Source organism: Methylobacterium sp. J-092, from assembly GCF_022829325.1.
In the GTDB taxonomy this organism is placed as follows: domain Bacteria; phylum Pseudomonadota; class Alphaproteobacteria; order Rhizobiales; family Beijerinckiaceae; genus Methylobacterium.
The window spans coordinates 73,707-87,668 of the sequence record NZ_JAKSXU010000206.1; the positions used below are offsets into that span (position 1 = coordinate 73,707).

Here is a 13,962-nt window from a genome sequence, read left to right on the forward strand (position 1 = left end):
GGGACACCTTGAGACAGGACACGATGCGCCTCGGCGCGTTCTTCTACGCCACCGGCCACCACGTGGCGGGCTGGCGCCACCCGTCGAGCGAGGCCGACGGCGGCCTCAACCTCGAGCGCTATGTCGGCTGGGCGCAGCGGGCCGAGGCGGCGAAGTTCGACCTCGTCTTCCTCGAGGACGGCTCCGGCATCCGCGACTCGAACCTGCGCTCGAGCGAGCGGACCGCGCGCTCGGCGCATTTCGAGCCGGTGACGCTGCTGTCGGCGCTGGCCGCCGTCACCAGCCGGATCGGGCTCGTCGCGACCACCTCGACCAGCTTCAACGAGCCCTACAACGTCGCCCGGCGCTTCGCCTCGCTCGACCACCTCAGCGGCGGCCGGGCCGGCTGGAACCTCGTGACCTCCACGACCGACGCCGAGGCCGCCAATTTCGGCGAGGCCGGCATCGCCCGCCACGGCGACCGCTACGCCCGGGCCGAGGAGTTCGTCGACGTGGTGCTGGGCCTGTGGAACACCTGGGACGACGGCGCCGTCGTCATCGATCGCGCCAGCGGCCAGTTCTCGAAGCCGGACGGCTTCCGCCCGCTGAACCATCGCGGCACGCATTTCGAGGTGCGCGGACCGCTCAACATCGCGCGCACGCCGCAGGGCCAGCCGGTGGTGGTGCAGGCGGGCTCGTCGGGGCCGGGCAAGGATCTGGCGGCCCGCACCGCCGAGGTCGTGTTCACCGCCAACCAGACGCTCGCGGAAGCGGTCGAGTTCGCCGGCGACCTCAAGGCGCGCCTGCCGCGGTTCGGCCGCGAGCCCGGCGACCTCAAGGTCATGCCGGGCCTGTTTCCCGTCGTCGGGCGCAGCGAGGCGGAGGCGCGGGCCAAGTTCGAGGCGCTGCAGGACCTGATCGACCCGGTGGTGGGCCTCGCCCTGCTCGAGCGGATGGTCGGCGGCTTCGACCTCTCCGGGTTCGATCCCGACGGCCCGGTGCCGGAGCTGCCGGAGGCCGAGGGCGCCAAGTCGCGCCAGCAGCTGATGTTCGGCCTCGCCCGCCGGGAGGGGCTGACCCTTCGCCAGCTCTACCTGCGGATCGCCGGGGCGCGGGGCCACTCGCAGATCGTCGGCACGCCCATGCAGGTCGCCGACGAGATGGAGGCCCGCTTCCGCGCCGGCGGCGCCGACGGCTTCAACATCATGCCCGCGACCCTGCCCGGCGGCCTCGACGACTTCATCGAGCTGGTCCTGCCGGAGCTGCGCCGGCGCGGCCTCGTCCGGACGGAGTACGAGGGCCGCACGCTGCGCGCGCATCTCGGCACGCGTCCGCCCGCGGGCTTCGGCCCGGCGGCGCCGTCCGGCTCGGGCAGCGGCACGAAGGAGGGACGATGAGCCGGGACCGACGCCTGCATCTCGGGGCGTTCATGCGCCCGCTCGGCATCCATACCGCCTGGTGGCGCTATCCCGGCGGGTACCCGGACGCCAACTTCAACCTCGAGCATCTCGTCCACTTCGCCCGCCGGCTGGAGGCGGCGAAGTTCGACGCTTTCTTCATGGCCGACCATCTCGCGGTGATGAACATGCCGCCGGCGGCCTTGCGCCGCTCGGCCACCGTGACCTCGTTCGATCCGCTGACCCTGGTGCCGGCGCTCGCCATGGTCACCGAGCGCATCGGGCTGATCGCCACCGCCTCGACGACCTACAACGAGCCCTACCACGTCGCCCGCAAGTTCGCCTCGCTCGACCACATCTCGAAGGGCCGCGCCGGCTGGAACCTCGTCACTTCGGGCAATCCCGACGAGGCGCACAACTTCGGCCGCGACGCGCATGTCGAGCACGCCACCCGCTACGCCCGCGCCCGCGAGTTCTTCGACGTGGTGACCGGCCTCTGGGACTCGTTCGCCGACGACGCCTTCCGCATGGACCCCGGGAGCGGGCTGTTCTTCGACCCCGACAGGATGCACGTCCTCGATCACCGCGGCGCGTTCCTGAAGGTGAAGGGCCCCCTCAACGTCGCCCGGCCGGTGCAGGGCTGGCCGGTGATCGTGCAGGCCGGCGCCTCCGAAGCCGGACGGCAGATCGCCGCCGAGACCGCCGAGGTGGTGTTCGGGTCGAGCTCCACCCTGGAGGCGGGCCAGTCGTTCTACGCCGACGTGAAGGGACGCATGCCGGCGCTCGGCCGAGACCCGGACCACCTCAAGATCCTGCCCGGCGCCTTCGTGGTGCTGGGCGGGACCGAGGACGAGGCCAGGGCCAAGAAGGCGCGGCTCGACGACCTCGTCCATCCCGACAGCGGGCTCGCCAACCTCTCGGTGCGCCTCGGCGTCGACGCCTCGGGCTTCGCCCTCGACGCGCCGCTGCCCGAGATCCCCGAGACCAACGCGAGCAAGAGCGGGCAGGCGCAGATCGTCGACTACGCCCGCAGGACCGGCGCAACGGTGCGGGAGCTGGCGCGCAAGGTCGGCGGCTACGGCGGCCTTCAGATGGTCGGGACCGCGGCACAGGTCGCCGACCGGATGGAGGAGTGGCTCGACGGCCGGGCCTGCGACGGCTTCAACGTGATGTTCCCCTTCGTGCCGGAAGGCCTCGACGACGTGGTCGACCGGCTGGTGCCGGAACTGCAGCGCCGCGACCTGTTCCGCCGGGACTACGAGGGGACGACGTTGCGCGACCATCTCGGCCTGCCGCGCCCGGGCAACCGCTTCTTCGCCTGAGGGGGCCCCCGGCAGACGATCCATCCCGGCACGCCCGTTCGTCGGTCCGAGGCGGATCGAAGCGCCGGGCAGCACCGCACGCCCGGATTGCCTCGACAAACCGGACGAAACGCCGTCAGATCGGCGCTCGAGAACCGCGCGGGGTCCCAGGTCGCACGCCAGAAGGAGCGACCGGCGAAGTCCCGTCGGCGATCCGGGAGGAGAGTGCGATGCGTCGGAACGCGCTGCTGTCGGCCCTGGCCGTCGCCACGAGCCTGTCCTGCATCGGCGGGGCCGCCGCCAAGCCGCTCGCCTTCACCGGCATCCGGCTGATCGACGGCCTGTCGGCCGAGCCGGTCGCGGATGCGGTGCTGGTCGTCGACGGCGACCGCATCGTCGCGGCGGGGCCGCGCATGGCGGTCGCGGTGCCGTCCGACGCCGAGATCCGCGAACGGCCCGGGCACACGATCATGCCGGGACTGATCTCCGATCACTCTCACGTCGGCATCGTAAGGGGCGTCGACGTCGGCGCCCGGAACTACACGCGCGAGACCATCCTCGCCCAGCTCGAAGCCTACACCGCCCGGGGCGTCACCACGATCATGGCGCTCGGGCTCAACGGCGCGATCATGCCCGAGATCCGTGCCGAGGCGCATGCGGGTCTCATCCCCGGCGCCGACCTGTTCGGCGTCGACCGCGGCATCGGGGTGCCCGACGGCGGCCCGCCGCAGGCGATGGTGCGCGTCAGCCCGGATCAGCTCTTCCGCCCGGCGAACGCCGACGAGGGCCGCGACGCGGTCCGCGCGATGAAGGCGCGCGGCACCGACATGGTGAAGCTCTGGCTCGACGATTTCGGCGGCTCCGTGCCGGCCAAGATGCAGCCTTCCGTCTACGCGGCGGTGATCGACGAGGCCCATCGCCTCGGCCTGCGGGTCGCGGCCCACGTCCACGATCTCGAGGACGCGCGGGCCGTGGTCCGGGCCGGGGTCGATGTGCTCGCGCACGGCGTCCGCGACAAGCCGGTCGACCCGGACTTCGTCGCGCTGCTGAAGGCGCACGACACCTGGTACATCGCGACCCTGGCCCTCGACGAGGCGACCTTCGCCTACGCCGACGCGCCAGCCTGGGCGCAAACGCCCTTCGTCCGGACGGCGCTCGCGCCCGACCTCAAGGCGCGGTTCGACGACCCCGCCTGGCAGCGCGACACCCGCGCGAGCGCCAAGGCGCAGGCCGCGCGCGACTCGCTGGCCACGAACCTCGCGAACCTCAAGGCGCTCCAGACCGCCGGCGTCCGGATCGGGTTCGGGACCGACAGCGGCGCGGCGCCCGAGCGCGTCCCCGGCGTGGCCGAGCACCGCGAGCTGGCGCTGATGGTGCAGGCCGGGTTCACGCCGATGGAAGCCCTGACCATCGCGACGGCGCGGGCGGCCGACCTCCTCGGCCTCGCCGACCGCGGCCGCCTGGAAGCGGGTCGCCGCGCCGATTTCGTCGTGCTCGCCGCCGATCCGTCCGAGGACATCGCCGCCAGCACCCGGATCGTCGAGGTCTGGCAGCGCGGGCGGCCGCAGGCGGTCGCCCCGTCTGCCGCGCCCTGACGGCGCGTCGCAGCGTCGGCATTCTCAGGCGGAGCCTGCGATGCTGCCCCGGCACGCCGGCCGAGGCCGAGTTCTCGCAGGACAGGGCGGAACCCCGCGTTCGCCGAGGCGGCGACGCGCCGCAGGGGCTCACGCGCCTGTGACGCGGCGGCTTGGCAACAATCGGGGGCGAGGGTGATTGGGCAGGGGCGCCACGGTCCCGGGCGCCCCTTTCATCCCCATACCGACGAGAGATTTATGACGCCTCAATTCTGGCTGTGGCTGGGCTTTGCAGGAATGGCGGCAGGCGCCGCCGTGATCCTGTTCATCGCGAAGCGGCGCACGCCCGCCGAAGAAGCCGACGGGATCATCCACGGAATCGTGCCGATCATCGCGGCCTGCTCCTACTTCGCCATGGCGACGGGCCAGGGCAGCATCACCCTTCCGGCCGGTCCCGATGCGGCGGAGGCTGCGCGGCAGTTCTACTTCGCACGCTACATCGACTGGACCTTCACCACGCCGCTCCTGCTCGTCGGGCTCTCGCGCACTGCGATGCATTCCGGCATGCGCCGGCCGGCCGTCGTCTGGGGGCTGATCGGCTCCGACCTGCTCATGATCGTGACGGCCCTGGCCTTCGGCCTGTCCGACGTCGCCGCCGTGAAGTGGACGTGGTTCGCCATCTCCTGCGGCGCGTTCCTGGCCGTGTTCTACGGGATCTTCGTGCAGCTGCGCGAGGAGAACGCCGGCGAGCGGGCCGACGTGCGCAAGGCCTTCCTGCGCAATGCCGTGTTCCTCACCGGGGTGTGGTGCGCCTACCCGGTGGTGCTGCTCGTCGGCCAGGACGGCCTCGGCATCCTGTCGCCGAGCCTCGCGCTGGCGGTGATCGCGATCCTCGATCTCACCGCCAAGGTCGTCTACGGCATCATGGCGACGCTGGAGACGACCCGCGCCGTCGACCGCGACCTGGCCGAGGGGCGGACGGCCACGACGCCGCTGCGCCGGGCGGCCTGATGCTCCTGGCGGCTCGATCGTCCCTCTCCCGCCTCGCGGGGCCCGACGGCGCGAGCCGCCACCCCATCCATGCGGGGGTGACCGGCCTGCCGCAGCTCGCCGCCGCGCTCGTCGCGCTCGGGCTGGTCGCCTCCGCGTTCCTCCCGCGCGAAGCCTCCTGGCTCGTCGCCCTGACGGTCGTCATCGTCCTCGGCGTTCCGCACGGTGCGCTCGACGGCTCGGTGGCGGCCCCGCTGCTGCGCCCGCGCTACGGCCGAGCGTGGTTCGGGGTCTTCGCCGTTCCCTATCTCGGCCTCTCGGCCCTCGTCCTCCTGGCCTGGCAGATCGCCCCCCTGGCGACGCTTGCGGGCTTCCTCGGGTTGTCGGTCCTGCATTTCGGCGAGGAGGATTCGGGCCCTGGCCGACCGTTCGAGGCGCTCGTGCGCGGTGGCCTCCCGATCGCCCTGCCGGCGCTCCTGCATCCGCCCGAGACGGCGGAGATCTTCTCGGCGGTCGCACGGGTGCCGATGCCGTCGCTTCCCGCCTGGTGGACAGCCGCCGCCTGGCTCTGGCTCGCCCTCACGGCGGCCTGGCTCCTCGGCCGTCGCGTGCGGCCGGCGGTGCTGGCCGAGATGTTCGTCCTGGCCGCCGCCTTCTGGCTGCTGCCGCCGCTCACCGCGTTCACCCTGTACTTCGTCGTCCTCCATGGCCCCCGGCACATGCGGGCGCTGGTGCGGGACCCGGCGAAGGCGCCCGGCGTCGACACGATGCCGCGCGCCGTCCGCGCCGCGCTGCCGGTCTTCGCGTTGACGCTGCTGCTCGGCGCGGGGCTGTGGCCGCTCTACGCCGCCGGCGCCGCGGATGCACCGGCCAACCTCCTGACCCTGACGCTCCAGATGCTGTCCGCCCTGACCGTGCCGCACGTCCTCCTCGACCGCATCGCGAGCCGGTCGCAAGGCTGATCCCGGAGCCGTCGATGCGCGGATCGCGCGGCGATCCGATCGGATCCGGCTCCGGGCTCGCCCGAGGGACCTAGGCATCGATCACCTACGGCATCGATCCTCTCGCGCCGGCCACTGTAGGCGAGCGCGGCGACGCGCAGCGATCATCACCGCGATCGCCCAGTGTCGGACAGCTCCGAACGCACGCGCGACTTCGCGGCAAGTGCATTCGACCGATGTCTTGAAGTCGCCATCGGCGGACGATCAGAGCCGCCGAGTGACTTTTGCCACACTCCCGACGCAAAAGCCGAGCTTGCAAGTCCCGTCGGCTGTCACCGGTCTCGGCTTGGCAGTACATTGGCGCAGCGTCGGTCGGAGCGTGCTTCGATCGGGCCGCAGGACATGGGACGCTCGGGATCATGATCATGGATGGTGGGCGTGCCGATGCCGGCGCGATGGACCGGACCGCTTGGCTTCGGACGGCGCTTCTGAGCCGCAGGTCGTTCCTGGCCGGCTCGGCGGTCGGCCTCGGCGCCCTCGGCCTCGGCAGCTGCGCGACCACCGACGGCATCCTGCTGGCCGAGGCGGCCAAGACCTACGGGCCGATGCCGGACGAGAAGTTCCCGATCCCGGCGGTCGACATCAGCAAGGTCGACCCGAAATACTATCGCCGGACGGTACGCTACGAGACCAAGGAAGCGCCCGGCACGATCGTCGTCGATCCCGCCAACTACTACGTCTACCGCATCGAGGGCGACGGAGCCGCGACCCGCTACGGCGCCAATGTCGGGCGCGACGGGTTCCTCTGGCACGGCGACGCCTATGTCGGCCGCAAGTCCGAGTGGGCGACCTGGACGCCGCCCAAGGAGATGATCCGGCGCCAGCCGGAGGCGGCCCAATACGCCCGCGGCATGCCGGGCGGCCTCGACAACCCGCTGGGCGCCCGCACCCTGCATCTCTACCAGAACGGCGCCTACACGCTCTACACGATCTACGCCTCGAGCGAGCCCGACACGATCGGCACCGGCATCACGAGCGGCTGCGTCGGCCTGCTCAGCCAGGACATGATCCACCTCTACGCCCGGACGCCGGTGAAGACCAAGGTGGTCGTCCTTCCGGCGTAGCCGAACGTTCGACCCTGCCCGGGAAGCCGAGCCGGCGCGCGGTCTCGCGGCGGCGGTCTGCGCCGCGCCGAGGAAGGCGGGAAGACAGGCGGAAGGGGTGCCTGAGACACCCTGCGCCAGGACGCGTCACCGGGATATCGGCCGCCGGCACCGGAGGTGTTCGTGCCGGCCATCGCCGCTTGGCCAGCTACGCTCGGTCGTCGTCGCGCCCGGCACCCGGTCCTCGTCACGAGCTCGCCTGGGGCGAACCAGCGCCCATGCAGCGGGACGACCGGCTCGTATCGGGATTCCTCGGCGCACGACCCTTCGCGGTTCAGGCGAGATGGCGCCCTTCCGCCAAGCCGAACTGGAGATAATGGTGCAGCGGATCCATGCCGGCCGCCGCCACGTCCGGGTTGGCGGCCAGGTATGCGGCCGTGTGGAACGCCGCGCTCGGGTCTCGGCCCTGGAACCATCCCGACTGCTCGTAGTGCAACAGCGGGTTGGTGCCGGATGCCGCCACGTCCGGGTTGGCGGCAAGGTAGCCGGTCGTCGAGAAGTAGGCGTCCGGGTCGCGGCCCTCCCGGGCGCCGTATGTGAGGTAGTGCGTGAAGGCAAACGAATCGGCGGTCGCGGTCTGCGTACGGGCGGCGGTGGCCACATCCGCGTTCGTGGCGAGGTAATAGGTCGCGTCGAAGTCGCCGTAGAGGTGGTGGCCGCCGCCTTGGGCAATCGTCAGCCCGGGAAACGCGGCGCGGCCCTCCGCCTGGCCGTAGCCGAGGTAGTGCGCCAGCGGGTCGACCTTCGCGGCAGCGACGTCCGGGTTCGCCGCGAGGTAGGCCTCGCCCGAGAAGCCCGGGCCGGGGCTGCGGCCCTCCCGCCAACCGAACATGTCGTAATGGGTCAGCGGGTTGACGCCAGCGGCAGCGACGTCGGGGTTGGCGGCAAGGTAGGCCGCGGTCGAGAAGAATGCGTTCGGATCGCGGCCCTCGTGCCAGCCGTACTGTGCGTAGTGCTGTTCGGGATCGACGTGGGCGCGCCAGACGTCGAGGTTGTGCGCGTCGTAGTAGAGGTCGTCGACGAGAGCCGATCCATGAGCCTCGTCTATCGTGCCGTCGGTGAAATGAAGGTGGTCGATGCCGGTGACATCGTGCACCATGCCATCCGGTCCCGTCAGCAGGGCATCACCATTGCGATAACCGACATTTGCCTGCGTGAACGCGAAAGCGAAGGTCGCGTCGGACGCTGGCGCAGGCGCGGCGGCGGTAACAGTAAGGGTGCTCGAGGCTGCGCCGCCATGACCATCACCTGCGATATACGTAAAGGACTCGGCACCTGCAGCGTGAGATAGGTAGCTGTAATGACCGTCCGATCCGATCGTGAGGATACCATGCTGGCTTGCGATCGTGACTTCACCTGTGTTCGCAACGTCATAAGTCGTTCCGGCGTTCGTACGCACGGTCGTGACATGCAAAGCATTGCCGCCTAAACTGATGTCGTTGGCGAGCAGGTTCCCTGTCGCGATGGTGTGCGCGCTGAGCGTAAGGGCGTCAGCCTTCGCAATCGGCGTGCTGGCCACGGTGAAGTCGAACGAGACCGGCACCGCGGCGTTGCCGGCACGATCGGTCGCGGACGCGACGACCGTGTGCGCACCGAGGCCGAAGGTCTGGCCGGACACGACGACGGCTTGGCCTTCCTTGAACACCACCGGATCGGCTCCGTCGACCGCATCGGTGGACGTGGCCGCGAAGACGACCGGCGCACCGGCCGCGGAGGTCGCCTCGACCTGAGCGGGCGGCCGCGCGCCGAGGGTCAGGATTGGGGATGTGAAATCGGAGACGACAGAGAGGCCACGGGCGTCGACCCAAGCGGGCATGTTTTGGTCGTCGTAGACAGCCGCACCGATGCCTGGAAGATTCGTCAGAGCGATACGATCGCCGCCCCAGCCATAAAACAGCTTTTCTCCAGCCACCACCTCATGATCGAAGGTCAATAAAAGCTTGTTGTTCCCCAATAGATCCGCCCGAACCGCAACCGCATCGGGGGAAGCATCGGTGTAATCGGCGCGCAGGCTCCAGCCGGCACCGAGGCGCGCGCTGGAACTCAGCGGAAGCAAACCGGATGCAGCGTCGAATTGGAACGTCAGCACGACTTGGCGAGAATGTCCGAAAACGGCATTCGCAAAAACAACCAGCGGCCCGGCATCGTCGATGTTTCCACCGGCCAGGGCGAGCGGCGAGCCCGACAGCGCAGACGCTCGAAATTCTTCGGCGACGCCGAGCGCGATGCGATGAGCCCACTGTGCACTATCAGCCTGATTGCCGTGAAGGCTTCCAGGCAATACAGGCTTTGTCACATCCAGATTGACGTCCATATCGACGTCGCTGGATTGACTTACCGCAAACGCCGCATTGAATTTCGAGTCTTCGGTGAGCCGTGTTTGGCCGACGCGGATATCCTGGTTCTTTATAGCTCCTTGAAAAGGGATCGCGTTGACGAAGAGATATGGCGTCGTACCCGCATCCTGCCCGAGCGTGGCGCGGACGAGACCCGCTTCGTAACGGACAGCACTTTCCCACAGGTCGGTCGTAAGACCTGAATTCAGGCTGTCATTCTCGTTATGCAACCAGACTATTGCGGTGGGATTGGCGCGGTCTGCAGCGCTCAACTTTCCGAGAGCGCTCAGCAGCCCGAGCTCCTGGACGTTGGCAGTCCACCCTTTCGTATAATCCCCGCCGTTCGCCGTCAGCCAGTTGGTCGTTAGACCGGTCCCGCCCCATTCCGTGTTGGATCCATCGGAGTTGTTCCAATCCCCGACGATATTGACCTTGTGACCAACGCCGTCAAATCCTAGCAGATGTTCGATGTCCTCTTTGATGACCGGCATCAGACCATTTGTTGTGATATAGCGCGCGTTAGATTGCCCCCGTATGACAACGTTGATAGTCGACGATGCAGGCACATCGCCGGTCTTGGCCACATCGGCATCGGGAACAAAACCCTTGTTCAACCCATCCGTGGTCATGCTCGTTGTGAGAGGTCGAGGAGAAGAACTCTTGAGCCCATCCGGCGATGCGACGACGACAGTGTATGAACCGGCGGTTACGCTGCCAAAACTATAATGACCGCTCGAGTCCGAAGTCGTGGTGAGCAAAGCGTGGCCGCTCGAGTCGAAAAGCGCCACGCTTGCTTGGCGAATTCCCGTCTCTCCGGCGCTCAGAAGCCCGTCGCCATTGCTGTCGCTGTAGATAGTTCCGCCGATGATGATATGGTCCGGGCTTCCCGAAAGTGCTAGATTTCTCGACCCCGTATTGGCACCTGCAGCCAAGACAATGGACTGCGAGGAGAACGCGTTCGTCGCGGTGCCGCCAGTCGGCGCCACGGAGTATGAGTAGGTTCCCGGCTTCAGGCCCGCAAAGCTGAAAACGCCATCGAGCGTCGCGTTGCTGTAGTCGTGATGACTGCTCGTTGTCGTGTCGACCACGGATCCATTGCTATCACGCAGAGTAACGACAGCACCGCTGAGCGACGCCTCCCCCGCATCATATTTCCCATTTCCATTTGCATCGACGAAAACGACGCCGCGGAAAGCGGCGGTGGAATTCATGCCTTCGTTGAAGATGGTCGTCGCATTCTGATATGCGGATATATTATCAACTGACGTATATCCTGTTCGCAACTCAAAATCACCGACAGTTCCCCTAAGGAACGGACCGGATGTCACCTGAGCGATCAAAGGTTTGAACTGGAGGCTGTAAATCCCATCGTCGAGACCGTCGAAGACGTAAGCTCCGCTCGCCGACGTCGTCTGCGTGGCGATCCGATTCCCGGTGCTGTCGAGGAGATCAACGACAAGGCCTGAGACGGCAGCTTCGCCTGTATCCTTGATGCCGTTGGCGTTCGGGTCGGCAAAAGCGATCCCAGAGATCTTTGCGCTTGCGGTCATCGGTCCCTACGTATTTTTTCTTAGAATTTCACGGCGTCCTCGAATCGCCGCTCCGGAAAGGGATAAATGCACATTGCAATATCGTGCAAGACCCGCGGGTGACATAATCGGGCCCCTTGCGAGTGGTCCGCCCTGAAGCATGATGATCGCGCCGGCGCAGGATGAAACCGATGGCGTGTCTGGTCCCGGCATTCGGTGGAGCGGGTTCGACCTGAAGGGGCCGGGCTCGGTGGACCACGCTCGCAGATGGTGTCTCAGGGCGTGAGGCCGCGCAGGGCCATGGCGCGGCGGCCAAGGTCGTCGGCGCTCTGACGAAGTCGGGCGGGTGAGACCGCATCACCGGATCGAAGGCGCTTCGCGACCAGGCGCAAGTCGATGCCGAGCGGGCGCAGGCCATGCTCGAAAGCTCCGGCAATCGGGCGGTGACGCCTGCCACCGCGCGCCGGTTCGCCGACGTTGGCGCGGCAGCGTATCCGCCTCGGCGGCGGCTATCGGCGGGATCACCTGCGCGCCTTCGCCCAGCGGGTGGAGGTCCGAGAGGCCGAAGCTCGCATCATGGGATCGAAGGGAGAGTCGCTTCGCACGCTCACCGCCATTTCTAGCGGGAAATCGGCATGCCCAGCTTGGGACTGAAGTGGCGGAAGGGGTGTCCGATACCGGACTTTGATTTTTTTTGTTGGGTTTTTTCAATTTTATCGGGCGTGCCCAAGCATTTGCCCAAGCGGAGTGGTCACGCTTTTGTTCGAGGGGTGGTTAACTGGAGGTTAGGAGTGGAGATAGGTGGAACTGTAACGCCAGGGTTATGACCCAGCAAATTCTCAACCGGATAGAACAGCTAAGCCATTGTCAGCGCATGCGCTTCATCTTAACGCGCACACCGAATGGACACGATTTTGCGTACAATGCCAAGGGCGGCTGGAAGCGCTCCGCGATGACCTCTCGAACGTCGCGTTTCACTGCATGTGGATCGGCGTCGAAACATGACCTTGGCCGATCCGTGCCTAACTTTATGACGCAGTGAGAAAATCCGAGTTTCCAGTGAGGTCACGATCGGCGCCGGGCGTGAGCCCATCTCTCAGAGTATTTTGGCCACCATGGCGGTGATTTAACAGAGTTGAAGGAGGGGCATGCTTCAAAGCCGATCCTAAATTGGCGATCCGCGAGTTCAAATTCCACCGATCGGATCGTTGCGGGGCGACGCGCACCCTCATCGCGCACACGCACCGAGGCTGGCCGCCGGCGTTGGCGTGCTCTCGGCTGCGAATTCCGATCCCAGGGATGCCAGCTCGGAACGCAGTTCATCGGCCCGCCGTCGATGATGCTGTGCGACTTGGCGTATGGCATCCGCCGCGCTGTCGGTATCCAGATCGTCGGCGAGCGCCGCTTGCTGATCCGCCATAGCCTCGAGTTCCGCTATGCTGAAGGCTATCTGCCTCACCAGTCCGAGCATGATGTCACGCCCCGCATTGCACAGAGGATAGGGTGCGATGCAACATGCAACTATCAGTCCAAGTCTGTAAATAGATCACGATCGATCGCTCCACGACGAAGGTACGGCCAGTATGTGGACGCATAGGACACCGTCCAAAGGGGCCGCTCGGCAAGCATCGACGCGGACGGATGCTCGTCGCGGATCGGGTTGCCCACGCGTCGCACACGATCACGGTCGATCGTCGCCGTTTGAGCGGACGTCATCGCACCACGGTAGTACTGGTTGCGGACCAGCGCAGAGCGCTCCGCGCTGTTCGGAGGGAGGCGCGAACGATCGTCGGTGCAGCGCGAGGTGGGTGCATTGCGCTGCACAGAGCGGGATGAAGAAGGCTCGGCAAAACGTGATGACTGCTCTTCGTCCACGCCGGCGGGAATTCTTCGCCGGATCAAGGTAAGCGCGGGGGCGGTGACGGCAGCTCCGGCGGGGCTGGTCCGGCATGCGAGTCCGGTGCACGGCCCGGAGATGGGAACGACGCTCGCCTGTTCGCTTGAAGGATTTTTCCGACGGCGATGCCCAACGGAACGGACATCAGCAACCAACTGCGAAGGAATCGAAGAAGCCGGAGCATGGGCATGGTTCCGTACTGCCAAGGTGTGCGATGGACGATCGATCCGGTCGTCCTCCCGGAATCGTGGTGACACCGGACGAGCGGTGATCGCGACCCTGCGGGCCGCCCAACGGGGGATACCCGCACGGTGCGCAGCCGTGGCACAGGTCGCAGTGGGACTGAGCGTTCGACCGCCGAAGGGTCGGGAAACGCGCTCACGCACGCCGCCCCTATCGAGGCATCTCGTCCTTCGCCATCCTCCCGGGGGCCAACGCGAGGGCGAAGGCGGCCGTGACTCCGACCCAGCATCCGGCGATCTTCACCGCGACGTCTTCGAAACGGCCGTGGCGCGTCGCCTCGACCATCTGGAGCGCCTCCATGGCGCCGGCAACGACTGATAGGATCACGAGAATCTGCCAGCGGCGATGGGGATATCCGAAGGCGAACAGGAAGCTGACCGCGGCGTAGGCCCCGAAGCGTTCGAGGGCCGCCGGGGCGTCGGTTACGGGGCGAAGGCCGATCGGCGCGAGGGTCGCGACGATCACGCCCACCAGGAGTGACCATCCGAGGATGCGCGAAGCTGTGGTCATGGGAGGAAATCCGGTCGCTTTGGCGGAACGGCAGCGGAAACGGCGCTCGGCCCTTTAATTGGCCGCCGGATCCACGGAGACACCGAGCGGCGGCGTCGCTGC

Annotated in this window: 10 protein-coding genes; 6 read left to right on the top strand and 4 right to left on the bottom strand. The window is 67.5% G+C overall.

What is annotated here, in order from left to right; all coding sequences use genetic code 11:
• The first annotated feature begins 8 nt into the window (after positions 1 to 8).
• From MKK60_RS26165 to MKK60_RS26190, 6 genes are all read left to right on the top strand, one after another.
• Positions 9 to 1,376, top strand: a complete 1,368-nt coding sequence (locus tag MKK60_RS26165; protein ID WP_243989056.1) for an LLM class flavin-dependent oxidoreductase — start codon at positions 9 to 11, stop codon at positions 1,374 to 1,376.
• A complete protein-coding gene (locus MKK60_RS26170) occupies positions 1,373 to 2,698 on the top strand; it encodes an LLM class flavin-dependent oxidoreductase (protein ID WP_243989057.1) in 1,326 nt (441 codons plus the stop codon). The genes MKK60_RS26165 and MKK60_RS26170 overlap by 4 nt, the downstream gene beginning before the upstream one ends.
• A 209-nt stretch (positions 2,699 to 2,907) precedes the next feature.
• Complete coding sequence (locus MKK60_RS26175; RefSeq protein ID WP_243989058.1) at positions 2,908 to 4,272, top strand: amidohydrolase family protein; 1,365 nt, start codon at positions 2,908 to 2,910, stop codon at positions 4,270 to 4,272.
• Between the two features lie 237 nt (positions 4,273 to 4,509).
• A complete protein-coding gene (locus MKK60_RS26180; protein WP_147841578.1) occupies positions 4,510 to 5,262 on the top strand; it encodes a bacteriorhodopsin in 753 nt (250 codons plus the stop codon).
• Positions 5,262 to 6,203 carry a Brp/Blh family beta-carotene 15,15'-dioxygenase gene (locus tag MKK60_RS26185; protein ID WP_243989059.1) on the top strand — a complete coding sequence of 314 codons (942 nt, stop codon included), beginning with the start codon at positions 5,262 to 5,264 and terminating at the stop codon, positions 6,201 to 6,203. Before MKK60_RS26180 ends, MKK60_RS26185 begins: the two co-directional genes overlap by 1 nt.
• Positions 6,204 to 6,601: 398 nt before the next feature.
• Positions 6,602 to 7,306, top strand: a complete 705-nt coding sequence (locus tag MKK60_RS26190; RefSeq protein WP_243989060.1) for a L,D-transpeptidase — start codon at positions 6,602 to 6,604, stop codon at positions 7,304 to 7,306.
• A gap of 313 nt (positions 7,307 to 7,619) precedes the next feature.
• Here MKK60_RS26190 and MKK60_RS26195 read toward each other — a convergent pair whose 3' ends face one another.
• From MKK60_RS26195 to MKK60_RS26210, 4 genes are all read right to left on the bottom strand, one after another.
• On the bottom strand, positions 7,620 to 11,231 hold the full coding sequence (locus MKK60_RS26195; RefSeq protein ID WP_243989061.1) for an SdrD B-like domain-containing protein: 3,612 nt from the start codon (positions 11,229 to 11,231) through the stop codon (positions 7,620 to 7,622).
• A gap of 1,207 nt (positions 11,232 to 12,438) precedes the next feature.
• Positions 12,439 to 12,681: a hypothetical protein gene (locus MKK60_RS26200; protein ID WP_147841582.1), complete on the bottom strand. Its 243-nt coding sequence runs from the start codon at positions 12,679 to 12,681 to the stop codon at positions 12,439 to 12,441.
• A 53-nt stretch (positions 12,682 to 12,734) separates the two neighbouring features.
• On the bottom strand, positions 12,735 to 13,085 hold the full coding sequence (locus MKK60_RS26205) for a hypothetical protein (RefSeq protein WP_243989062.1): 351 nt from the start codon (positions 13,083 to 13,085) through the stop codon (positions 12,735 to 12,737).
• Between the two features lie 415 nt (positions 13,086 to 13,500).
• Positions 13,501 to 13,860: a VanZ family protein gene (locus MKK60_RS26210; RefSeq protein ID WP_243989063.1), complete on the bottom strand. Its 360-nt coding sequence runs from the start codon at positions 13,858 to 13,860 to the stop codon at positions 13,501 to 13,503.
• Between the last annotated feature and the right edge of the window lie 102 nt (positions 13,861 to 13,962).